The sequence below is a fragment of the Rhizobium sp. AC44/96 genome, assembly GCF_001692185.1.
In the GTDB taxonomy this organism is placed as follows: domain Bacteria; phylum Pseudomonadota; class Alphaproteobacteria; order Rhizobiales; family Rhizobiaceae; genus Rhizobium.
The window spans coordinates 36,977-59,907 of sequence record NZ_LXKO01000005.1 but is presented as its reverse complement, the minus strand read 5'-3'; the positions used below and the strand labels follow the sequence as shown (position 1 = coordinate 59,907).

The window sequence follows — 22,931 nt, the reverse complement described above, 5'->3', positions numbered from 1 at the left end:
GTGTAGCGACGGAAGAGCACGATACAAGGAGGCTTTTGGCGCCGCGACACGCACCGGGGGTAAACGCCAAGATGCTTGGCGCTAGCACAATTGTGTGCCAGCGCGCGAGTAACAAAGGCACTCCACAAAAAATCAGACGACCTTGAGTCCTGGTTCGGCGTCCTGAAACTTACCGTCCAGCTTTATCGCAACATACAAATCGCCGGCGGCGGCACCAAGTTGCGGCGTCACAACTACACACCATTGCCTGTCCGTGCTCTCAGTAGATTCGTCTTTATCTATTGTTATATCTGCGACTTCCTGAGTACCGTCACCTTTTTTACATGCATACACATACATATCATCACTGAAATTGGATCCTATTATTTTGAGATGCGGCCTAGGGCCTATTACGGGAGAAACCACATTCTTCGGATCCAGCCGCTTAATTTCAATTTTGTTGTCCGACGACATACTAGCCTCCTTAGGCTGTTCATATGTGTTAATCAGTATCGCCCGATCTGCGAGGGATAAAACCGCCCGACCTCGACATCACACCACCGGAACGGGACATAGCGCCGCCCGATCGGGACATTCCGCCTGCTGTTGCCCTTGGGTCATTGGATAGCTCGGTCGCGAGCAGTATCTGCTCCAGCGTCCCCGTTTCAGCGTCGAGCCTCATCGAGACATCAGCCTTGTCGTAGATCCAAACCCGCATATCTGCAGCAAGAGCCCCGATTTGGGAGCCGAGACCCGTTAGTGCCGCCGAACCTGGCGACCGATACAATCTGTCGTAGTCAATATCGTCGTTGGCGTTCCTGGGAGGGGGATCGTCGGGAACAGCCCCATCGCCGTGGACGACGAAGATTGCTGGTCGACCGAGTTCAATGAAAGCTCCCTCGAACGAGAAGGCATAGATTCGCGCCAAGCACGCGTCTTCCGAACTGAGTTGATTCATCAAAAGCCGGTTTGTTCCTAAAGGCGGCACACTTAGTGTGCTATAAATAGGCCGCCCCCTTAGAACCAGATCGCTAAGTGGACGCCCGAACAAGTATACCGCCGATACGCCGAGCAAGGTTTCATTGTCTGCCACGTTTCCCTCCATCGATCTGATTATTCACGCTAACTAATCTCGATAGTAGAAGCTTCTCGCGATAGTCCATCTTCGGAAACTCGAGATAGTCTATCGGCAGGAGTGTGCGCGCAGAGAATACGTGGCTGCGACGCTCGCCGCCTTTGAGGTGCGTGCCGGCATGTACCTCACCGATTCCCCGACGCCTGAAATTTCTGCTGATGATCCCGTTGAATTGGCCGCCACTTTCTGCCTGATCAATCGCGAGCATCGCGCTCACGACGTCGCCATAGTCCAGAAAGTCCGCAGCAAGAGTCCACAAGGTTTCCGCCATATAGCTCCCGACGATGTCTCTCGCATCGAGCAGCGCCTCGACAAACCCATCCGAATTTCGCACAAACGCGCGGTCGAAAGCATTTTGGACCCGCGCCTCGGCGGTTGGATCGAACTCGGCAATATCCGCGAGATCTTCAACGGCGCGCGAAATCAAACCGCGCTCCACCAGGCTTTCATGGAAGATGTCGACAAGGATATCGAACATTGCACCGGTCAGCGGCTGCGAGAGCTCGTGCTCATCCTTCCACCCATGAGCGAACTCGGCCATTGTCCGCTTGTTGCTTGCAGACCGTATTTGACGATGCGGCGAAAATTCTGAAAAGCGCGAGAGACTGTTTGCCCGGTAGAGGTTGCCGCGCGTCTCCTCGAGAACATTGTCGATTACAGACGGAAAATGCATGGCCGCGATCAGCGACACGCAGTCGGAGAAGGCCTCCTGAAAGCCGAGGTATTCGGGGTATTCGGTTCCCGGGCGCGGCACGCCAAGTACGCTGAAAATGATCGCGTGCCCGACCTCGTGGGCGATAACATCGAAATCCAGGGTGAAGGGGAGGATGCGTCCATCCTTCTCGAACTGACTGCCGACCTCAAGAAAGCCGTAACCGTACTGAGCATTGTTCCATTGCGGCAGGATAGAAATTTCCATGCGATCGAAGTGATCGCGAAAATGCCAGACAAGCGACTGCCCGAGATAACGCTCCCACACATCCAGCGTGAACCGGACGCAACCGAAGACATGCGCTGCTTCGAAGCCAGGCATACTAGGCTGAAGGTAGTCGAAGTTGCCGTACTCGTCAGGAACCGCCGGCTCTAAGATCTTTCCCGTCCAGGGAGGCAGATAAATGTACGGCGTCCCCAGCGGCCCACGGTTCACACCGTAAGGACGGGTCTTGCCGACCGGCTCCACAACAAACATGAGTCTGTCAGCTGGTCCCGCTGCTAAACTCCCCAACGGAGATGACACCTCAATAGTCTCGGGACTGGTCCGAGCATGCTCAAAAGGAGGCTGTACAAAAAGTCTGAATCGGGTGCCCATCCACCCCTCCAAAAGACCCTGTATTTGCCAAAGCCGGCCATCGCCGTCCGATGAATTTTAGCACGTCGTAAAGTAGTATTGAAAACAGTTGGCTAAATGTAAAGGGGTATTATGCGTAAAGCTCAACCAACTTCAGGTACCGAAGGTTCTCGCGAATGGAATCCAGATCGGAATCGTGCATGAACCAAAGCCTCATCTCAGCGCCGACTTGAGGCATCCAGCCTTCCAGCACATCGATCGCTCGATCAACCTCGCCGAGCAGCGCATAGGTACAGGCAGCATTGTATTGGATGTTTATGTCGTTTGGGTCGGTTTCCAGAGCGCGGGCCAGCCATTCCAGCGCCCGATCGCTGATACCAAGAAAAGCCAAGGCGGTCGCTCCAAGACAAGCGACGTTAGCGTTTTCCGGATGTAACCGCATTTCCTGCTCAGCCTTCCTGATCGCGATACGAGCGTAGCTCTGTGCCCGGTCTAACTGTCCGAGTGAACGAAAGACGTTCACAAGCATGATGGGTGCACCGTAATCCGCCGGCTTGATTTCCAACGCGCGCTGAAAGTATCTCGCCGCAGGCTCGAATTGCCCCTCGGTGACGCAAAACTCAGCGTAATACCGATTGGCCTCGTGGCAACTCGGGCCGAGTGACAAAGCCTGCTCGAATGCGAAAACCGCCTCGGCGCGATTGCCGGCGACCGCCAATGCAAATCCTCGGGCCGCATGCGCCTCCGCCAGATTCGGATCGATGGCGAGGGCCTTTGCCGTGTTTGAAAGAATGTCATTCACCGAGATCTCCAAGCCAAACTGAGAGCGGAGACGCGCGTCGCAAACCGCTACGCCGGCATAGGCGCGAGCGTAACCTGGATCCAATTCGATCGCCCTTGCAAAGCTCTGCCTAGCCATCAAATGGTTTGATCTCGAGGCGATGTGGTAGTACTCGCGCCCCCTCAAATAGTGCGTGTAAGCCTCCACGCTCTCTGTTGGTGCCTGCTCGATCGCCCGTTTCTCTTCCGGGAGCAACTTGACCTTCAGCTGATCGACGATCGCCTTTGCGATCTCGTCTTGGACTTCGAAGATGTCAGTCAGGTCACGGTCGTAACGCGCGGCCCAGACGTGACCGTCACTTGCCGCCTCGATCAATTCGGCATTGATCCTCACATGGTTGCCGGCCTTGCGGACGCTACCTTCGACGACATAGGCGACGCCGAGTTCTCTGGCGATACGCTGGAGGTTCTCGGTTCGGCCTTTCCACGTGAAGACGGTGTTGCGGCTCAGCACAAACAGACCTGAAACATTCGACAAGTCGGTGATGATGTCCTCAGTGATGCCGTCGCTAAAAAACTCTTGCGCTGCGTCATTGCTGATGTTGGCGAACGGCAGGATCGCAACCGACGGCTTGCTGGATGATGCCTGTGTGTGAGTGCCCACGGCAATATGAAGCTGGTCGCTCGAGCTTTCGTTGCCCCAGTCGGCAAAATAGACATGCACTGGACGCGAGATATTCTTGACGGTCCTCTCGCCCTGGTCGGCAAAGTCGAAACCAAGCTTGTTTCCGACTTCATGACGCACAGGCGCCGAGCAGGCGATGCCGCCGGGAGCAGCGAGCGCTTGCAGCCGCACGGCAACGTTTATGCCATCCCCATGAAAGTCATCTGTATCGAAGACAATGTCACCCAAATTGAGGCCTATCCGGAACGCGATATGTCTGTCCGCTGGAATACCGACGTTGCGCTCCAGCATCCCGCGCTGGATTTCAACAGCGCAGCGTGCGGCGCTGAGCACGCTGCCGAACTCGACCAGGAAACCGTCGCCCATTACTTTGATTATATGCCCGCCGTGACTTGCGACGGCGGGATCAAAGAGCTCTCTGCGATGAAGACGAAGAGCATTTAGCGTGTCCTCTTCGTTGGCCTCCAACAGACGGCTGTAGCCCACCACATCGGCAGCGAGGATAGCCGCCAATCGACGTTCAACATGCTCGGCGCACATGCCCGTCCCCCAACCTACTGGTGGCAACATCACTCAATTCAATCACTAGGCAGCGATGTTGCCGGACGTTTCCATTGCTGACAACTAAAATATGCCCGTGCTGCTAAACCGGCAATTGAGTTGCGACGCGATTTCGAACAGACCGCCTGTGGCGGACCTATCTGCTCCTGATCTCGCGTAATTCTCTGACTGATCATCGCAGGTGCAAAGGCAGTACGCCTTTCAATCTGGTCGCCAAAACCAAGGCACAGGACGGGCAGTCGCTGGCATTAGGCCATCAGACGGGCATATAGATCTGCTGCGCAGCTTCGGCGCCCGTAGGCTTGCCTTGCTTTGTCGCCCTTCCAGCCGCCATGCCGTCAATCGCCACCGGCCTTCGCATCAGCCTTGGGCGGAGCACCATCGCGGTCATCATGGCGGAAATGCTGGGCGCCTATAGCGGGTCGGCCAGATCGTGACCGCGCTAAAGCGAAGATGGATTCGCAAACCGTATGGTCCGCCATTCTCGTCTCATCGCTGACGGGCCCCGCGCTTTACGCCCTGCTGGTGATTGCCAATCGGCGTTTGATCTGGTGGCGATGACATAGACCGACCCGGGCGGAGCACCTACGGGTGGTCCTGAAGGTCATAGGATGCATCTTCGCCAACGGCGTCGACAGCGCCTGCGATTTGATAGTCTCCGTCCGTTGTCAGCGCGGGGCGGCGGTACAACCATGAGGCCGCCCGCTACCATTTTCTATCGACTACCGCGCACACACCCGCTAGATGATCGCGCAACTCACCTTCGCCTCCGTCATCGGAGCCTCGAGACGGTAGCGTCCTCGCCGCCAAGGCGCCGACCTTAGAAGGTCGCCGCACCGCTGCCCCATGGGCCGTGGTGGAAGTCCTTGCCGTCGAGGCGGTCGAAGCCGTGCGCGCCGAAGAAGTCGCGCTGCGCCTGGATCAGGTTGGCAGTGCCGCGGCCCTGGCGGTAGGCGTCGAAGTACGTCAGCGCCGAGGTGAGCGCCGGAACCGGCAGGCCCGCCTGAAGCGCGGCGCCGACGACGCGACGCAGCGCCGGCAGCGATTCCTTGACCATGTCGGAGAAGGCAGGCGTCACGATCAGGTTGGCAACGTCAGGCGCCTTCGTGAAGGCCGAGGTGATCTCATCGAGGAACTGCGAGCGAATGATGCAGCCATCGCGCCAGATCTTGGCAATGACAGGCATCGGCAGCGACCAGTTGAACTCGCGCGACGCTTCCGCCATCACCGCAAAGCCCTGTGCGTAGGCACCGATCTTGGCGGCGAACAGAGCCAGTTCCAAGTCCTTGACCAGCTCGGGACCGTAAGCGATCGGGAACTTGTATTCCGGCTTGCCAAAGATCTTTTCGGCGGCTTCGCGCTCGGTCTTCATCGACGACAGGCTGCGGGCGGCAACCGCCGCTTCGATCGCCGTTGCCGGAATGCCCATGTTCTGCGCTTCGATCGCCGACCACTTGCCGGTGCCCTTCTGGCCGGCCTTGTCGAGGATCATGTCGACCATCGCACCGCCGGAGATCGGGTCGGTCGCGGCCAGAACCTTTTCGGAAATCTCGATCAGGTAGGAGTTCAGGCGGCCCTTGTTCCAGTCGCCGAAGATGCCGGAGATGTCCTTGGCGCTCTTGCCGAGACCGTCGCGCAGGATGCCGTAGATTTCGGCGATCATCTGCATGTCGGCATATTCGATGCCGTTGTGGATCGTCTTGACGAAGTGACCGGCGCCGTCATTGCCGAGCCAGGCGACGCACGGGTCACCCTTGTACTTGGCGGCAATCGAGGTCAGCACCGGCTCGACGCGCTTCCACGAGTCTTCGGTACCACCGACCATGATCGACGGGCCATGGCGCGCACCTTCCTCGCCGCCGGACACACCCATGCCGATGAAGGTCAGTTCGGTGTTCTTCAGCCGGTCGAAGCGGGCGATCGTGTCGCGGAAGTTGGCGTTGCCGGCATCGATCATGATGTCGCCCTTGGAGAGATAAGGACGCAGGAGCTCCATCTGCTGATCGACGGCTTCACCGGCCTTGATCATGATGATGATCGGGCGCGGCGGACGGATCGCCTCGACGAACTCCTCGATCGTCTTGCAGGGAATGATCTGCTTCTTCAGATCGCCCGCACTTTCGTAGAACTCATCCGTTTTCTCAGGAGTACGGTTGAATACCGCGATCTTGTTCCCTTTTTCCGCGATGTTGAGCGCCAGGTTGGAACCCATGACCGCAAGGCCGATCAGCCCGATTTCTGCCTTTTCCATAGTGCCTCTGCATTTGAAGGCGTTCGAATTTATCAGAACGCGAGTTGGACCTTCATCGACTTCGTACGGTCGCCAGCGGCTTCGAATGCGCTAACGGCATCCTCGATCGCATAGGTGCCGGTCAAGAGAGGCTTGAGATCGACCCGTCGCTGATTGATGAGATCGACGGCCAAACCAAACTCCTCGTGGAAGCGGAAAGTACCCTTCATCTCGATTTCCTTGGCGACCACCATGTTCTGCGGGATCGACACGTCTCCACCGAGTCCCAATTGAACAAGCGTGGAGCGCGGACGAAGAACCTCTAGGCCGGAGCGGACAGCACGCTCATTACCGGACGCTTCGAACTGAACGTCGAAATATCCCTTGTTGGCGGAATAGGCCGAGAGCTCCTCCGGATTATTAGCAACGTTGATGACGCGATCGGCTCCGATCTCGAGAGCCTTCCCGAGTACCGTGTCCATCACATCTGTCGCGACAACTTCGCGCGCGCCATGCGCACGCGCCGCGATGATGGCGAGTGCGCCGATCGGGCCGCAGCCGGTCACCAGAACGCGCTTCCCGAGAAGCGGTCCGGCGCGATTAACCGCATGCAATGTGACCGCGAATGGTTCCGCCATGGCTGCCTCATTGATCGAGACGCCGCTGGCAACCTTGTGGCACTGCCAGGCTTCCGCAACGAGGCGCTGGCGGAAAGCGCCCTGGATGTGCGGCATCGGCATCGCCGAGCCGTAGAAGCGCATGTTGAGGCAATGGTTCTGCTCGCCGCGCAGGCAGTATTGGCAGGTATTGCAAGGCCGGCTTGGCGACACCGCCACCCGATCACCGACAGCGAGATGAGAGACGCCTGTTCCAAGCGCCCTGACCGTTCCAGCCACCTCGTGGCCGAGGATCATCGGCTCGCGAACGCGCACCGTGCCGAAGCCGCCATGATTGTAGTAATGCAGGTCAGAGCCGCAAATGCCGCCTGCCTCTATGGCGATTTCCACCTGACCGGCTGAAACCGTTTCGACTTCGCGTTCTTCGACCCGCAGATCCTTGGCCGCATGAATGACGACTGCTTTCATGATGGGTTCCTCACACGACAGGGGTCGGCAAAGACTTGCCGGCGAAATGCGCAGCGAGATTGTCGCGCACGAGTTGGCCCATTGCCCTCCTGGTTTCGACCGTGCCGGATCCGTGATGCGGCTGCAGCACCACATTGTCGAGCTCCAGAAAGCGCGGATCGATCGTCGGCTCGTTGAGGAAAACATCGAGACCAGCGGCCTTGATCGCGCGGTTTCGAAGCGCGGCAATGAGAGCGTCTTCATCGACGGTCGAGCCGCGCGACACGTTGATGAGAATGCCTTCCGGCCCCAGAGCCTCGAGCACCTTGCCATTGATGATGTTTTTCGTTGCATCACCACCCGGAACAATGACCACGAGAAACTCCGACCATTTCGCCAGGGCAATCAGATCCGGCTCGTGCGAGAAGGAAACCTGCGTCTGTGGGTTGCGCGAGAAATAGCGGATATCGCATCCGAATGCGGCAGCGCGCTGGGCAATGGCCTGGCCGATGCGGCCCATGCCGACGACCCCGACCCGCTTGCCACTGACGCGCGTGACGAGCGGCATCGCGGTCTTTCCCCACAGTCCCGAACGCACCATGGCGTCGCCATGTGGTATCAGCCGCGCGGCTGACAGAAGAAGGCCGAGCGCCATGTCGGCAACGTCTTCCGACAGGACGTCTGGCGTATTGGTAACGCGAATGCCGTTCTCGCGTGCATGCGGCAGGTTCACCGCATCGGTGCCAACACCATAAACGGAAACCACTTCGAGCTTCGGAAGGCTCTGCATCAGTTCGGCGGAGGCACCGAGTTCACCGCGCGTGGCAATGGCACGGATATTGGCGCCGACATCCTTGAGGTAGGCGTCGCGGTCGCTAGCCTCGTACAGCCTGTGGACGACGTACCTGTCTTCAAGATCGACCATGTCCCATTCCGGATAGGGGCCGGCGAGTAGAATTTCGGGCTTGGACATGCTTCCTCCGTTATTTTCTGGATAGTTCGCTTTGCCGTTTGGACAGCGAGGCCAGGGACGCCATGGCGATCGAGACGATGCGTTCGATCGTCTGGTCGATTTCGATGGTGACGACATCCCGCTCTCCCCTTGGCAGTTCAAGGGTTGCGAACTGGCTGTCGAGCAGCGAAAGCGGCATATAGTGTGCCTTACGGCCGCTCATTCGCGCAGCAAGCGTGGCGCGATCGCCCTGCAAGAATATGAACGTGATTGGTCGACCTGCCCGCAATCGCAAAAGGTCGCGATAGGACTTCTTCAAGGCCGAGCAGGAGATCACCGTTCCCTCCATGGCCGCCAGCTCTTCGCCAAGCACTTCCAGCCACGGCCACCGGTCATCATCGCTGAGCGCAACGCCCGAGCTCATCTTCGCGACATTGCTTTCGGGATGGCGGCTATCGCCCTCGACGAAGCGATAGCCAAGTTGCGAAGCCAGCATCTTTCCGACAGATGTCTTGCCACACCCGGAGACGCCCATAACAACGATGGGCCCGAGGCCCGCGTCCCCGTTAGAGGCAGGTTGTGATGCCACCATCGACATAGAGAGTGTGTCCATTCACAAATGAGGATGCCCTGCCGGAAAGGAAGACGGCAGCGCCAACGAGCTCGTCGACATTGCCCCAACGGGCGGCCGGCGTGCGCTTTTCAAGCCAGGCGGAGAACTCGGCATTGTCGACGAGCGCCTGATTGAGCGGTGTCTTGAAATATCCGGGCGCGATCGCGTTGATCTGGAGCCCATACTTGGCCCAGTCGGCACACATGCCCCGCGTCAGGTTTTTCACCGCTCCCTTTGTCGCCGTGTAGGGGGCGATGCCAGGACGAGCGAGTTCGCTCTGCACCGATGCGATGTTGATAATCTTGCCTTCGCCACGCTTGATCATGTGGCGGGCGACTGCCTGACCGACATAGAACACGCTCGACACATTGGTCTTCAGCAACTGCTCCCAACGATCCGCTGGAAAGTCCTCCAGCGGCGTCCGGAATTGCATGCCTGCATTGTTGACGAGAATGTCGACCGGTCCGATCTCGCGTTCGATCTTTCCGACGCCGTCTTCGACGGCCTTCGCGTCGGTGACATCGAAATCGGCTGTGGCAACCAGATGGCCGGCATTGCCGAGATCCCTGGCCGCCGCAGACAGCTTCTCCGGATCCCGCCCGTTGAGCACAATGCTCGCGCCGTGCTTGGCAAGCCCCGTAGCCAGCGCGAGCCCGATGCCCTGAGAGGATCCCGTTACAAGAACCCTCTTTCCTGAAAGATCAAAGAGCGGATAAGTCATTGTCTGTTCCTCAGTGCCACGTCGGCTCAGGCCTCGACTACCAGGCCCTTCGCTTTCAGCACAGCTTCGAGATTGGACACCTCTACGACCGATTTTCCGGCCTTGTAGGCGGCGATATAGCCTGCTTCGGCATCCTCGCGTGCCTGCGACAGCTTGGCAACGTCGCGGACCTCATTCTTCCTGACCACAACCAGACCATCGGCATCACCAACGATGATGTCACCTGGGTTGATGATCTCGTCCCCAATCGTGATCGGCTCGTTGGTTGCTCCGAGCGTCTCCTTCACGGTGCCCTTGATGCAAACGCTCAAGGAGAAGACCGGGAAGCCGAGTTCGCGAAGCTGAACCGTGTCGCGCACGCCCGTATCGGTCACCAGACCGCCGATGCCCTTTGCAAGGCAGGCGTTTGCCAGCACATCACCGAAAGAGCCTGCTTCTTCATACTCGCCGGCTGACACCACGATGATGTCGCCAGGCTGAGCATAGTTGATCGCGACCTGAAGCATGATGTTGTCGCGCGGCGCGCACTTCACTGTAAATGCGGGACCGCAGAGCTTCATGCCGTGATCGACGGGCTTGATGCGCGACGAAAGCGCACCCTTCCGGCCCTGTGCCTCGTGGATCGTGGCAGGCGAAAACTTGGCGATTGCCGCGATCTCGTCCTTGGACGGACGCTCGATCTTCTGGTTCAGCTTGATCATTTTTTCCTCCTTGGCGGGGCAGACGACTTGGATCTGCTCGGTGCTGCCCAGCGTCTTATCAGCGGGGCAATCCATCGCACAAATATATGTTCTCGATGCCAGCTATAACTTGCCTGTATACGAAACAATGCGCGCGCCAGTTCGGTGTACGGGCGATACGTTCGCCGAAACACAACGCGCCGAGATCGTGAGATGAAGGGCGAAGAGGCGGCCAGACCCTAGTGCAGAATCTGGCTGAGGAAGAGCTTCGTGCGCTCGTGCTGTGGATTGTCGAAGAACTCGGCTGGCGAGTTCTGCTCGACGATCTGCCCCTGGTCCATGAAGATGACGCGGTTGGCGACCTGGCGTGCGAAGCCCATTTCGTGGGTAACGCAGAGCATCGTCATGCCTTCTTCCGCAAGGCCAACCATCGTATCCAGGACTTCCTTGATCATCTCAGGATCGAGTGCCGAAGTCGGCTCGTCGAACAGCATGATCTTCGGGTTCATGCACAGCGAGCGGGCGATTGCGACGCGCTGCTGCTGACCACCTGATAGCTGGCCCGGATACTTGTTCGCCTGTTCCGGGATCTTGACGCGCTTGAGGAAGTGCATGGCAACTTCCTCGGCCTGCTTCTTCGGCATCTTGCGTACCCAGATCGGCGCCAGCGTGCAGTTTTCCAGGATCGTCAGGTGCGGGAAGAGATTGAAGTGCTGGAACACCATCCCGACTTCGCGCCGGACTTCGTCGATCTTCTTCAGATCGTTGGTGAGTTCCACGCCATCGACGATGATGCTGCCCTTCTGGTGCTCTTCCAGCCGGTTGATGCAGCGGATCATCGTCGACTTGCCGGAGCCCGACGGGCCGGCGATGACGACGCGCTCGCCGCGCATGACCTTGAGGTTGATATCGCGCAGCACGTGAAAATCGCCGTACCACTTCTGAACATTGACGAGATCAGCTGCGGGGAACGTGTCTGACATAGGTTATCCGATATGGCTGGCTTAACGGGTGCGGTTGACGGCCGACAGGAACGAGCGCACTTCGGACGGCGCATCTTCGGAGAAGAAGGCAGCGGGCTCGCCGTTGAACTTGAGCTCGCCCTTCTTCAGGAACCAGATCCGATCCGACACTTCGCGGGCAAAACCCATCTCATGGGTGACGCACATCATCGTCATCCCCTCCTCCGACAGCTTCCGGAGCAACTTGAGAACTTCGCCGACCATCTCCGGATCAAGCGCGCTCGTCGGCTCGTCGAGAACGAGGACGCCGGGCGTTAGGACGAGCGACCGCGCAATAGCCACACGCTGCGACTGACCGCCGGAAATATCGGCTGGAAGCGATTTGGCCCTGTCGGCAAGGCCGACACGCGTGAGCATGTCCATCGCAGCCGGTGCCGCTTCCTTTCGTGACTGCCCGCGAATTCGCTGCAGAGGCAGCATGACATTTTCGAGCACCGTCAGATGCGGGAAAAGGTTGAACTGCTGGAAGACGAAACCAATACCTGTCCGCAATTTGTTGACGTCGACGCCCGCCGCATGGATGTCGGCGCCATCGATCGTGATCTTGCCTTCCTGGATCGGCTCCAGCCGATTAACGGTGCGCGCAAGCGTCGACTTGCCCGACCCTGATGGACCACACAAGACAACCGTGCTGCCCTTCGGCACGGTCGCCGAAATCGAGGTCAGGACCCGAACCGCGCCGAACCACTTCGAGACATTGCTGAACTCGATCATGCCAGGGCCTCCACGAAAACACGTCCCGTCCGTCTCTTGGCGATACGGCGTTCGAGCCAGTTCGTCGCCTGCGAGAGACAAAAGCACAGGATGAAGTAGGTCGCAGCCAGAATGCCGAAGATCTGCAGCGGCTTGGTCACTTCGTTCGAGTTGACCTGCAACATCACATAGGAGAGTTCCGAGACCGCGATGATCGAGCCGAGCGAGCTTTCCTTGATGATCGTCGTCAGCTGATTGATGATGCCCGGGATCACGTTGAAGAGTGCCTGCGGCAGCACGACGCGAAAGGTCGTTGGGATGTAGCCCAGCCCCAAGGCCTTGGCGGCCTCCGCCTGCCCTTTCGGCAGGCCCTTGATGCCGGCGGCCACGATCTCACCGAGATAGGCGGTCTGATAGATCACGATGGCGACGACGAGCGTGACCGTCGCATCGATGGGAAAGCCCGTCAGCATCGGCAGCGCGAAATAAGCCCAGAAGATCAGCATCAGCAGCGGTATCGCCCGCACCGAATGCACGAATCCAGCAGCCAGCCTCTGCAGCCAGACCACATTTCCTGTTCGCGCCAAGGCGACGAGAACGCTGCACGGAAATGTCGCGAAGAGGCTGACAAAGGAAATGATCAGGGTGAGCGCGAGGCCACCAAGCTTACCGTGCGGATATTCGCCGATAAGCAGCATCAATCCATATTCTCGGAGAATTTCCAACATCACTTGACCCGCAACTGGAAGCGCTTTTCGAGCAGGGAAGATACCCACATGATGGCGAAGGAAATCACCATGTAGATGAGCGTGGTGATCCCGTAGGCTTCGAAGATCCGGAACGACTGTTCCTCGACATAACGCGCTTGATAGGAAAGCTCCGCGACGCCGATTGCAGCACCAAGACTGGTCGCCTTGAACAGGATCAGCGTCTGGCCGAGAAGCGCCGGCAAGGCGAGCCTCCAGGCCTGCGGCAGGATCACCCACCGCATTGCGCCGAGATAAGTCAGCCCGATCGACCTTGCGGCCTCCATCTGCGCCGGGTGTATCGAGCGCAGCCCGCTGCGGAAGTCTTCCGACATATAGGCGGCCTTGTTAAGAGCAAGGGCGACGATCGCATAGCCCATCTCCGCCCCGATGTCGTTCAGGAAATCGTTGATGGAGTCGGGCAGGATAACGGCAAAACCGAAATACCAGACGAACAGCTGGATCAGGATCGGCACATTGCGGTGGTACTCGACGAAGGCTGCGACGAGGAAATTGGTTGGCTTGAATTCGGTCGCCCGGATGACGGTGACGATGATCGCCAGAACCAGTCCGAAGACCCAGGAGACAACGAAGAGTATCATCGTTGTCTCCAGGCCCTGCAGGATCATGTCTAGATACTGGCCCTGCAGGACCTTGCCGAAGTCGAGTTGGTAACCCATGCAATTAGGCCTTGGTCGATTAGTTCGTAAACCAGGTTTCCTGGGGCTTGCCGAATTGGAACTTGCGCGTCGACTTTAGGTCGGAATCCTTACCAAGCCACTTGTCGTAGAGCTTCTGGCCCTCGCCAGATGTTTCCAGCTGAGCAAGAAAATCGTTGGCGGCCTTCACCAGTTCCGGCGACCCTTTGCGGAACGCAAAGCCTGACGGCATCGAGAGCAGCGGCTCATCCAGGAAGCGGAGTGCCTTGATGCCATCGCCGGCATTTCGTTCCACCGCCTTGCCCTCGGAATAACGGTAGACGGTCGCCTTCACCTTCCCCTGCTGAAGAGCCAGGAACGAGGCGGCACTCGTCTCGAATGACAGCACGCGCGCGTCCGGCAGGCGCTTTTCGGTGAGCGGGATCAGAACCGAGCCCTTCACAAGCCCGATACGCTGACCCGAGAGATCATCGACCTTCTTGATGTCGGACTGATCGAGAACGACGAAATTGAAATCCTCGGCAATATAGGCGCCGCTGAAATCGACCTGCTCGGCGCGTTCCTTGCTGTAGCTCAACAAGGAGGCAAGCACGTCGACACGGCCCTGCACCAGCTCAGCCATGCGGGTCTGCGGCGAGACAGGCACCAGTTCGGCGGTCACCCCGATCGACTGGGCAAACTGCCGGCAGATGTCGATCTCATAGCCTGCAGGCTCTCGCGTCTTGGGGTCCTGGAAGCCGAGCGGTGGCGAATTCGTCAGAACGCCGCAGGTGATCTTGCCGGCCTTCTTCACGTCGTCCAGCTGGCTTGCGGAAACGGAATGGGTCAAAGCCGCCAGTCCGATAACGGAAACGGCAAGCAGTTTCTTGAAGCTCATGATGTCCTCCTACTGAGCGTCCTCTCGCTGACTAACCGTTTAAGTGGGTTGCGCTATTCTCACAAATATATATTGAAGATGGCTATTATAAAAATCCGTTATGGGGACATCGCAAAGAGCGTGGCACTCGATCTCCTTAAACTGCGCTATTTCTCGAAGATCGCCGAGTTCGGCTCGTTCACGCGCGCCGCGCATGAGCTGGGCGTGGCCCAACCTGCGCTCAGCCTGCACATGCGCTCTCTTGAAGAGCAACTTTCAGTTCAACTGCTGACCCGTACGCCCCGCGGGGTTGTCGTGACCGAAGCGGGAACGACATTGCTGGCGCATACCCAGGCCATCCTCAAGGCTCTCGATCAGGCCGAGGCAGCAACAAAGGAACAGGCGAAAAACCCTAGCGGTGACGTTTCCCTCGGCGTCCTTGCGTCGATCGCGCCCCTGATTGCCTTGCCCGTTCTGAAGATTTGCGAGGAACGGTTTCCGAAAATCCGCCTGACGATCAGCGAGGGTGACAGCCAAACCCTGCGCGCAGCCATTGAAACCAAGGCGCACGATCTTGCAGTCAACCTTGGTGAGGTCGCACGCCCGACGGCATCTCCTCTCTTCGACGAGATGCTTTACGCCGTCGGCCCTGCCGGACATTTCGCCGAGGACGGTTCCTCCATTTCGATCAGCCAGGCGCTCGAACTTTCGCTCATTCTCCCGACGCGCCGGCATGGCATCCGCATTCTGCTTGAACGCGAGGCGCTCATTCTCGGAAAGACCATCAACATCGCGCGGGAGATCGAGGGACTTGCAAGTACCAAGGCCGCAATCGGTGCCGGCTTCGGCTTTACCGTGCTTGGGCGCGGAGCGGTCTTCGAAGATGCCCGGAGGGGTGCCTTGTCGGTGCGTCCGCTCGCTGGCAAAGGGTTCACGCGACGTCTGGTTCTCGACAGTCCCGTCGATCACCCGCAAACCAAGGCCGTCCTCGAGGTCAGGAATATCCTGCTCGAAGTCGTGCTCAGACTCGGCGAGCAGGGAAACTGGTCGTGCGTTGCACCAAAGCAGGCGTAAGAGCCGACAGACAGTCAAGGTCACAGAAGCGCATGAGGAGACGGCGGAACGATCCGCCGTCTCCTTTGTCTCGTGGGAGGATCAGGAAGGTTCTAGGCGATCAGCCGATCAGGGAATCGGATCGAACTTCAGTTCGGAGAGCGGCACCACCTTGTCGGTGCGGGTCATCTTGTATTCGGTGTTCGGCCCAAGCCAAGTATCCCAGATCTTGTTGATCTCGCCTGCATCGTCGAGTTTGTGCAGGATCTCGTTGACCTTCGCGGTCAGTGCCGGCTGGTCCTTCTGCATGCCGATACCGATCGGCTGATACAGCATCGGATCGTCGATCATGCGCATCTTCTTGCCGCGCACCTGGGATTCGTTGACGAGCTTGGTGATGGTCATCGTATTGGCGACCATGCCGCGCGCCTTGCCCTGCTGTAGGGCGAGATAGGCGGAGCCGGTGTCCTGAAAGGTCAGCGGTTCGGACTTGTTGAGCTTGATCGACAGTTCCGAGGTCGATCCCTTGCTCGAGGCCAGCCGCTGCCCCTGGTAATCCGCTTTCGTCTTGCCCTGGTCGTCGGCAGGAACCATCAACATTTCCTTGGCGACATAATAGGGGTCGCTATATTGGATTTGCTCTGCGCGGCTCTGCGTATAGGCCAGATTGGCGACCGTGATGTCGACGCGGCCGAGCTTGACTTCCGATACGCGGGCCTCGACCGAGATCGGCTTGATCTCCGCCGTGACACCGAGTTCGCGCGCGACCGCCTTGCACAGATCGACGTCGAAGCCGACCATCTCGCGTGTTTTCAGATCTGGAGAAGAAAAAGGAGGAACGTCGGCATAAGTCGCGCAACGCAGCGTCTTGTTGGTAAGGATCGAGCCAAGCTCATCAGCCTTTGCAGGCAGCGCGGCGGCGCCGGCAAGCATCAGGCCCACTGTAATGCATTTCCAGTTCATTGCTGTTCTCCGTTGTTATGAAGGCTTGTCCGTCAGTGCCGCAGATCTGAGAGGAAACGCTGCGCGCGCGGGTGGCGGGGATTCTTGAAGAAATCTTCTGGTGTCGCGGTCTCGAGGATCTCGCCAGCGTCGATGAACCAGATGCGGTCTGCGACATCGCGCGCAAAATTCATCTCGTGCGTGACGCAGAGCATGGTCATTCCCTCAGCCGCGAGGCTCTTCATGACCGCCAACACTTCACCAACCATTTCCGGATCAAGCGCGCTGGTCGGCTCGTCGAAAAGCATGACCGGCGGTTCCATGGCGAGCGCGCGTGCAATCGCCACGCGTTGCTGCTGTCCACCGGAAAGCTGGGCTGGGAAGGCATTCGCCTTATCCGCCAGGCCGACGCGATCGAGGAGCTTGAGTGCCTTCTCGCGGGCAACGCTTGCTGGCACGCCCTTTATCTTGATCGGCGACATCGATACGTTTTCGAGCACCGACAGATGCGGAAATAGATTGAAACTCTGGAAGACGAAGCCGATCCGGCTACGCAGCCTGTTGAGCTCGGACGCACGCATCTTTGCGTGGATATTCTGCCCCTCGAATTCAATCGCGCCGCTGTTGATCTCCTCCAGCCGGTTGACCGTACGGATCAATGTCGATTTTCCCGAACCCGAAGGTCCGCAGATAACAACCACTTCGCCGCGCTTGACCTCGGCATCAATGTTCTTGAGCACCTGGTAATCACCGTAGCTCTTGCTGACGGCTTCAAGGCGAATGGCCTGCCCATCCTGCGGCTTAGACTGAGGCGCGGTCATAGTTGCTCCGTGATTGTCTTGAGAGGCATGCTTTGCGCGGGAAGGCGGACGTTGACCGGCCCGGCGCGGCGGCGCGCGATGCGTTTTTCGACGCTATTGGCAACAAAGGTCAGCGTCCAGCAAAGCACGTAGTAAACAAGTGCAAGCACCAGGAAGACCTGGAAGGGCTGCGTCAGCAACTGGTTGTTGACCTGGCTTGCGGCGAAGGTCAGATCCGGAACGTTGATGACATAACCGAGCGTCGTATCCTTGATCGTCGAGACGAAAGTCGAGATCATGCTCGGGATCATGTTGTAGAGCGCCTGCGGGAGAATGACATAACGCATCGCGCCCATGTAGCTGTGACCGAGTGCGCGAGCGGCGTCCATCTGCCCCTGCCCGAGAGAAACGATTCCGGCCCGCACCACCTCGCTCAGGAAAGCGCCTTCATAAATCACGAGTGTCACCAGCATGATCCAGAAGCTCGGAACGTCGGCTCCCGTCCAGAGCGGCACGACGAAGTAGCACCACAGGATGAGCATAAGCAGCGGCACGCCACGCGTGACGTAAACGAGACTGGTCACCGGCCACTTCAGGAGCCGGAACCTCGAGAGGCGGGCAAGAGCCAGAAGAATGCTCAGCGGGAAGGCAAGGGCAATGGCAAGAGCGGACAGAACGAGGGTGTTCGCCAGGCCGCCAAGCGGGCCATTCGGATATTGGCCGATCAACAGCAGCAGCCAGTAATCCTTGATGATGTTGACGATATCCTGGATCATCGGCGTACCCTCAGGACGGGATCGGCGCGCATCGAGATGGCTGCGCCCGCGCCCATGATGATGAGAGAGAAGAACAGGTAGATCACCGTGCCGATCAGATAGATCTCGAACGTCCGGAAACTGACATTGTCGATCTCCTTGATGGCATGGGTCAGTTCCGACGCACCGACGACGATGGCAAGACTGCTGTTCTTGAAGAGGGAAACGGAATGATTGATGAGTGGCGGCAGCGCATTGCGGACACCTTGCGGCATGATGACGAAGCGCATGGCTGAGACATAGCCGTGCCCAAGCGCTTTCGCCGCCTCCATCTGACCGGGGCTTACCGCCCGAAGGCCGGAGCGAAGGTCTTCGCTGAAATAGGCGGCCTGGCAGAGCCCCAGGCCGATGACCGCGAAGATCGCCTCGGCATTGTGGTCGGCCAGCCATCCGGTCACCGCATCCGGCATCAGGGTATAGATGCCGAAATACCAGAGCATCAACTGCACAAGCGTCGGGACGTTGCGGTGGTAGGAGACATAGGCCTTCACAACAGGTTCGGCGAAGCGGAGCGAAGAAATCCTGAGACCCAAGAGCAGGATCGCAAGCGTCATCGCCAGACCCCAGGAGCCGATGTAGATGACGAAGGTCATCTCGACGCCATGCACGAGCATGGAAATATAGTCAGGGTTGGAAAGGATCGCCGAGAGATCGAACCCGCTCACGACCTTGCCCTCTCGTCAGGCTTTTCGCCAGCTGGCGCCTGAGGCTTTGCGGTCTGCAGGCCACCCATCACCTGAAGTGTCGGGGTGATCTCCAAATGGCCGATATTGACGGCAACCGGCGCAGCAATCGCGAAGGCGATCGCGTCAGCAATATCGCTTGCCTGCGGCAACTCAAAGCCGTCGATGAAGCGTTCGCGCACGCTCGGATCGTTACCATGCACGTGGTTGAAGATATCGGTCGCAACGCGACCCGGGCAGACTTCCGTTACACGGACGCGCTTGCCGAAAGCGTCGATACGGAGCTGGTTCGACAACATGGCAACGCCAGCCTTGACGGCGTGATAGGTCGAGTTGCCGCCAAAGTTATAGTTTCCGGCGATCGACGAAATATTGACGACGTGTCCACGGTCGCGTGCGACCATGCCCGGGACGATGAGGCGGCAGATATGCAGGACAGCACGGAGATTGACGTCGACAAGCAGGTCGATATCGCTCTCGTCGGCCTCAAGGAATTTCTTCGGACGATCGACACCTGCATTGTTGACGAGGATGTCGAACTCGACGCGACCAGCAAGGTCAGCAATTGCCTGACGGTCGGTGACGTCGATCGCATGCACAATGCATCCGGTGCGGGCAGCAAGTTCACTCAACGCTTTCTCGCTGCGAGCGATCGCATGCACCTGGATATTCTCGCGGCGAAAGCGCTCCACCACTGCTGCGCCGATACCGGACGACGCTCCTGTCACCAATGCTGTCTTGTAATCTGCAAAAGGCATCTCGGTTCCCTTTTTTGTTGGCTCGGACCTTAGCGGAGCTTTCGACCCTTGCCTAAGACCGATTATTTCTGACCTAATAAGCAAGTCTTATGGACCCGAGCGGCTCTCTCCCGGACACCAAGTTCGGGCCATTACCGACGGGGATGGCAAGCCGCGTGCGTTGCAAAAGCTGCCGGCGACAGTAAGATCAGAGCCCCAAAGCATTGGAACGCCCCGCCCCAGATGGATATCAAACGCCTCAAATCCTTCATCGTCATCGTCGATAGCGGTAGCATCACGCGGGCCGCCGATATTCTGCATCTCGCCCAGCCCGCACTAAGCCAGCAACTGGCAGCGCTCGAAGACCATTTCGGACAGAAACTGCTCATTCGAAGCCAGCAGGGGGTGAGCATGACCGATGCCGGTCACGCGGTTTACCGTCATGCGCAGATCATTCTGAGGCAAATGGAACAGGCCCAGGCGGATGCGTCGGCCGCTGGAAATTCGCTTGCAGGCAGAGTTTCGGTCGGGTTGGTTCCCTTCAGCAGCGCGGCAATGCTTTCCGTCGAACTGCTCGCCGAGACTCGCAAGCGTCATCCGGGCATTCTCCTGCACCTGACCGAAAGTGTCGGCCAAACCTACAGTCAGCTAATCATGAACGGTCGCCTGGAAATGGCGCTCATCCATGGTGTCGGTCCGATCAAGGGTGTGCGTTTCGAGCCGATTCTCAGCGAGGAATTTTATCTCGTCGCGCCAAAAGATTTTGCAATCGAGGCGGATGCGAAGCCGGTTCCGGTCAGCGCCCTGGACGGCATCCCACTCCTGCTGCCGCCCTCTTATAATTTCGTGCGTCGTGCCATCGAGACCGCATTTACGCGCAGCAGAATCAATCTGAAAGTGGTCGCCGAAGTCGAAGTTGTCCGTACGCTTGCTCGCGCCGTCTCAAGCGGCCTTGGAGCAACCATCATGCCCAAAGCCATAGCCGACCGCATCGTCACCGAATCCAACGAGCCCCTGGTACGCCGGCTTATTTCCCCTCGGATCGAGGAAACACTTTCCCTATGTACGTCCGATCAGAACGCGTTGTCTGAACCTGCTCTTGCGGTTCGCGCCATCCTTATCGAACTGACCGAGCGCCTCAACGCGTAGGAGCCCGCCGGCGCGGGCTCCATTTGCTTGCATCAACGCATTTCGTCGCAGAACTGCGCGATCCGAGCGCAGCCTTCGCGAAGCATCTCCATGCTCGTCGCGTAGGAGATGCGAAAATAGGGGCTCATGCCATAGGCCGCACCCTGAACCGTCGCGACATGGTGCTCATCCACCAGAGCCATGACGAAATCGACATCGCTTCCGATCTTGCGCCCGCCCTTGGTCGTCTTGCCGATCAGGGATGCCATGTTGGGGTAGACGTAGAAGGCGCCTTCGGGCTTGTGGCAGCGAAGGCCATCGATCCCGGAGAGCCTATCGACCACGAAGTCGCGACGTTCCTGATAGATCGCTGCCCGCTCCTTGAGAAGATCCTGGGGACCGTTCAAGGCGGCGATCGCTGCGGCCTGCACGACCGTGGAAATACCGCCACTATTCTGGCCATTGACGTTGCTGATGGCGCCGATCAGTTCCTTGGAGCCGCTGGCGCAGAAGCCGAGCCGCCAGCCGGTCATGGCATAGGCCTTCGAAACGCCGTTCATCGTCAGCACCCTCTCGTGAAGCCGCGGCTCCACCTCTGCAATGGTGCAGAACTCGAAATCATCGTAGACGAGGTGCTCGTAGATATCGTCGGTGAGGATCCAGACGTTAGGGTGGCGCAGCATCACTTCGGCAATCGCCGCCATCTCAGCCCGCGAGCAAGCCGCACCGGTCGGATTATTTGGGAAATTCAGGAGTAGCCACTTGGTGCGTGGCGTGATCGCTGCCTCCAAATCTTCCGCGCGCAGCTTGAATCCGGACTTTTCGAAGCACGGTACCGCGACCGGCACGCCACCTGCGAACTTGACGATATCGGCGTAGCTTACCCATGATGGCGTCGGGATAACGATCTCGTCGCCTGGATTGCAGGTCGCGAGCATCGCATTGAAGATAACCTGCTTGCCGCCACCGGATACGATGATCTGGCTGGCGTCGTAGTCAAGATTGTTATCGCGCTTGAATTTCCGCGATATCGCCGTCTTCAGAGCAAGCGTCCCATCCATCGGCGGATATTTCGTGTCGCCGCCAAGGGCCGCGGCATGAGCCGCCTCGATCGCGTGAACCGGCGTCGCAAAATCCGGCTCACCGGAAGACAGGCTCACGACCTTGATGCCCTTGGCAGCGAGTTCGCGGGCGCGCTGCGTCATCGCAGCAGATGCAGAAATGGAAACGTTCTTCAGGCGATCGGCTATGGAGGACATGGTCAGATCTTTCACTTTCGGGAAGACAAGTAGCGTAAAGTCAGGTGGAACGGGTCAGGACGCCAGTTCAGATACCGATGCAAGCTCGGCGCCGACGTGATTGATTTCACTTCGAATAAGCCTTGCGAGCTCGAGAGACCCGGGTGTATCGCTATGAACGAGAATGGACCGCGCCGGCATGCTGATCACCGTTCCGTCGATCGCCGCGACCGTTCTATCCAGCAAGAAGCGGCGCACGCGGGCGCGAACGGAAGCTTCGTCCTTGACGAGAGCGCCGGGAAGTCCCCGGGGGACAAGTTTCCCCGACGCATCGTAGGCACGATCAGCAAGGAAAAGTGCAAGTGTCCGAAGACGCGCGCGCTTGGCCGCGCGTTCGATCTCGCTGTCCGGCGTGACGAAAACCACCAGTCGGTCATCGACCCTGGCGATCGCATCCATCATCAGGTCCGCAAGTTTAGGATCGCGGTTGACCATGTTGCCCATCGCCGCATGGAAGGAAAAGTGGCCGACCGTCATACCCTGTGCCCTGGCAATCGCCTGAAGGGCGCCAAGCTGGTAGACCATCTGCTGACGAAGTTCGTCGGGCTCGAAGGCTATCTCACGGCGGCCAAAACCTGCCCTGTCCGGCAGTCCCGGATGGGCACCGATCCCGACACCGTTTTCCTTCGCCAGTCGAACCATTCTGGCCATCGTGTCCGGATCCCCGCCATGAAAGCCGCAGGCAATGTTGGCTGACGAAACGAAACTCATCATCGCCTCGTCGTCACAAAGGCGGTACGGACCGAAGCCCTCCCCCATGTCGGAATTCAAATCGATTTTCACCGTTTTCTCCCTTTAACCCCGAGGGTCG

General features: G+C 58.6%; 25 protein-coding genes. 3 read left to right on the top strand and 22 right to left on the bottom strand.

Annotated features, from left to right (window positions below; genetic code table 11):
- Positions 1–132: 132 nt before the first annotated feature.
- The 4 genes from A6U87_RS07880 to A6U87_RS07865 all read right to left on the bottom strand — a co-directional run bounded on the left by A6U87_RS07880 (position 133) and on the right by A6U87_RS07865 (position 4,407).
- Positions 133–453, bottom strand: a complete 321-nt coding sequence (locus A6U87_RS07880) for a hypothetical protein (RefSeq protein ID WP_065690705.1) — start codon at positions 451–453, stop codon at positions 133–135.
- A 28-nt stretch (positions 454–481) separates the two neighbouring features.
- A complete protein-coding gene (locus tag A6U87_RS07875) occupies positions 482–1,084 on the bottom strand; it encodes a hypothetical protein (protein WP_065690704.1) in 603 nt (200 codons plus the stop codon).
- Positions 1,059–2,423: a hypothetical protein gene (locus A6U87_RS07870; protein ID WP_065690703.1), complete on the bottom strand. Its 1,365-nt coding sequence runs from the start codon at positions 2,421–2,423 to the stop codon at positions 1,059–1,061. The genes A6U87_RS07875 and A6U87_RS07870 overlap by 26 nt, the downstream gene beginning before the upstream one ends.
- A gap of 109 nt (positions 2,424–2,532) precedes the next feature.
- Positions 2,533–4,407, bottom strand: a complete 1,875-nt coding sequence (locus A6U87_RS07865; protein ID WP_065690702.1) for an adenylate/guanylate cyclase domain-containing protein — start codon at positions 4,405–4,407, stop codon at positions 2,533–2,535.
- Positions 4,408–4,730: 323 nt separating this feature from the next.
- Between A6U87_RS07865 and A6U87_RS30670 the strand changes: the two genes are divergently transcribed.
- A complete protein-coding gene (locus A6U87_RS30670; RefSeq protein ID WP_206744125.1) occupies positions 4,731–4,865 on the top strand; it encodes an ABC transporter permease subunit in 135 nt (44 codons plus the stop codon).
- A gap of 383 nt (positions 4,866–5,248) precedes the next feature.
- On the opposite strand, the gene gndA is transcribed toward A6U87_RS30670, so the two are convergent.
- The 11 genes from gndA to A6U87_RS07810 form a co-directional block, all read right to left on the bottom strand.
- Entirely contained in the window at positions 5,249–6,679 is a 1,431-nt protein-coding gene (gndA, locus tag A6U87_RS07860) for an NADP-dependent phosphogluconate dehydrogenase (RefSeq protein ID WP_065690701.1), read from the bottom strand.
- A 32-nt stretch (positions 6,680–6,711) separates the two neighbouring features.
- Complete coding sequence (locus A6U87_RS07855; RefSeq protein WP_065690700.1) at positions 6,712–7,743, bottom strand: L-idonate 5-dehydrogenase; 1,032 nt, start codon at positions 7,741–7,743, stop codon at positions 6,712–6,714.
- Positions 7,744–7,753: 10 nt separating this feature from the next.
- Positions 7,754–8,695 (bottom strand): 2-hydroxyacid dehydrogenase, encoded by a 942-nt coding sequence (locus A6U87_RS07850; RefSeq protein ID WP_065690699.1) that lies wholly within the window; start codon positions 8,693–8,695, stop codon positions 7,754–7,756.
- A gap of 10 nt (positions 8,696–8,705) precedes the next feature.
- A complete protein-coding gene (locus A6U87_RS07845) occupies positions 8,706–9,266 on the bottom strand; it encodes a gluconokinase (protein ID WP_275078382.1) in 561 nt (186 codons plus the stop codon).
- On the bottom strand, positions 9,241–10,008 hold the full coding sequence (locus A6U87_RS07840) for an SDR family oxidoreductase (protein WP_065690697.1): 768 nt from the start codon (positions 10,006–10,008) through the stop codon (positions 9,241–9,243). The genes A6U87_RS07845 and A6U87_RS07840 overlap by 26 nt, the downstream gene beginning before the upstream one ends.
- A 26-nt stretch (positions 10,009–10,034) precedes the next feature.
- Positions 10,035–10,709 carry a 4-carboxy-4-hydroxy-2-oxoadipate aldolase/oxaloacetate decarboxylase gene (locus A6U87_RS07835; protein WP_065690797.1) on the bottom strand — a complete coding sequence of 225 codons (675 nt, stop codon included), beginning with the start codon at positions 10,707–10,709 and terminating at the stop codon, positions 10,035–10,037.
- Between the two features lie 218 nt (positions 10,710–10,927).
- On the bottom strand, positions 10,928–11,671 hold the full coding sequence (locus A6U87_RS07830) for an amino acid ABC transporter ATP-binding protein (protein WP_065690696.1): 744 nt from the start codon (positions 11,669–11,671) through the stop codon (positions 10,928–10,930).
- A 21-nt stretch (positions 11,672–11,692) separates the two neighbouring features.
- Entirely contained in the window at positions 11,693–12,424 is a 732-nt protein-coding gene (locus A6U87_RS07825) for an amino acid ABC transporter ATP-binding protein (protein ID WP_065690695.1), read from the bottom strand.
- On the bottom strand, positions 12,421–13,131 hold the full coding sequence (locus A6U87_RS07820) for an amino acid ABC transporter permease (protein WP_065690694.1): 711 nt from the start codon (positions 13,129–13,131) through the stop codon (positions 12,421–12,423). The genes A6U87_RS07825 and A6U87_RS07820 overlap by 4 nt, the downstream gene beginning before the upstream one ends.
- Entirely contained in the window at positions 13,131–13,829 is a 699-nt protein-coding gene (locus A6U87_RS07815; RefSeq protein ID WP_065690693.1) for an amino acid ABC transporter permease, read from the bottom strand. The genes A6U87_RS07820 and A6U87_RS07815 overlap by 1 nt, the downstream gene beginning before the upstream one ends.
- Before the next feature lie 19 nt (positions 13,830–13,848).
- Entirely contained in the window at positions 13,849–14,685 is an 837-nt protein-coding gene (locus tag A6U87_RS07810; protein ID WP_065690692.1) for a transporter substrate-binding domain-containing protein, read from the bottom strand.
- Between the two features lie 120 nt (positions 14,686–14,805).
- On the opposite strand from A6U87_RS07810, the gene A6U87_RS07805 reads away from it, so the two are divergent.
- Complete coding sequence (locus tag A6U87_RS07805) at positions 14,806–15,738, top strand: LysR family transcriptional regulator (RefSeq protein WP_065690691.1); 933 nt, start codon at positions 14,806–14,808, stop codon at positions 15,736–15,738.
- Between the two features lie 108 nt (positions 15,739–15,846).
- Here A6U87_RS07805 and A6U87_RS07800 read toward each other — a convergent pair whose 3' ends face one another.
- Genes A6U87_RS07800 through A6U87_RS07780 form a run of 5 tightly spaced genes read right to left on the bottom strand, consistent with a single transcriptional unit; the run spans position 15,847 to position 19,715 of the window.
- Positions 15,847–16,680, bottom strand: a complete 834-nt coding sequence (locus tag A6U87_RS07800) for an ABC transporter substrate-binding protein (RefSeq protein WP_065690690.1) — start codon at positions 16,678–16,680, stop codon at positions 15,847–15,849.
- A gap of 32 nt (positions 16,681–16,712) precedes the next feature.
- On the bottom strand, positions 16,713–17,480 hold the full coding sequence (locus tag A6U87_RS07795; protein ID WP_065690689.1) for an amino acid ABC transporter ATP-binding protein: 768 nt from the start codon (positions 17,478–17,480) through the stop codon (positions 16,713–16,715).
- Positions 17,477–18,235 (bottom strand): amino acid ABC transporter permease, encoded by a 759-nt coding sequence (locus A6U87_RS07790; RefSeq protein WP_065690688.1) that lies wholly within the window; start codon positions 18,233–18,235, stop codon positions 17,477–17,479. Before A6U87_RS07790 ends, A6U87_RS07795 begins: the two co-directional genes overlap by 4 nt.
- Positions 18,232–18,939, bottom strand: a complete 708-nt coding sequence (locus A6U87_RS07785) for an amino acid ABC transporter permease (RefSeq protein WP_065690687.1) — start codon at positions 18,937–18,939, stop codon at positions 18,232–18,234. Before A6U87_RS07785 ends, A6U87_RS07790 begins: the two co-directional genes overlap by 4 nt.
- Positions 18,936–19,715 carry an SDR family oxidoreductase gene (locus A6U87_RS07780; RefSeq protein ID WP_065690686.1) on the bottom strand — a complete coding sequence of 260 codons (780 nt, stop codon included), beginning with the start codon at positions 19,713–19,715 and terminating at the stop codon, positions 18,936–18,938. Before A6U87_RS07780 ends, A6U87_RS07785 begins: the two co-directional genes overlap by 4 nt.
- A gap of 222 nt (positions 19,716–19,937) precedes the next feature.
- Between A6U87_RS07780 and nac the strand changes: the two genes are divergently transcribed.
- Complete coding sequence (gene nac / locus A6U87_RS07775; protein ID WP_065690685.1) at positions 19,938–20,843, top strand: nitrogen assimilation transcriptional regulator NAC; 906 nt, start codon at positions 19,938–19,940, stop codon at positions 20,841–20,843.
- Positions 20,844–20,875: 32 nt separating this feature from the next.
- Here the strand turns inward: nac and A6U87_RS07770 are convergent, their stop codons facing one another.
- Complete coding sequence (locus tag A6U87_RS07770; RefSeq protein WP_065690684.1) at positions 20,876–22,081, bottom strand: pyridoxal phosphate-dependent aminotransferase; 1,206 nt, start codon at positions 22,079–22,081, stop codon at positions 20,876–20,878.
- Between the two features lie 54 nt (positions 22,082–22,135).
- Complete coding sequence (locus tag A6U87_RS07765) at positions 22,136–22,903, bottom strand: 5-oxoprolinase subunit PxpA (protein ID WP_065690683.1); 768 nt, start codon at positions 22,901–22,903, stop codon at positions 22,136–22,138.
- Between the last annotated feature and the right edge of the window lie 28 nt (positions 22,904–22,931).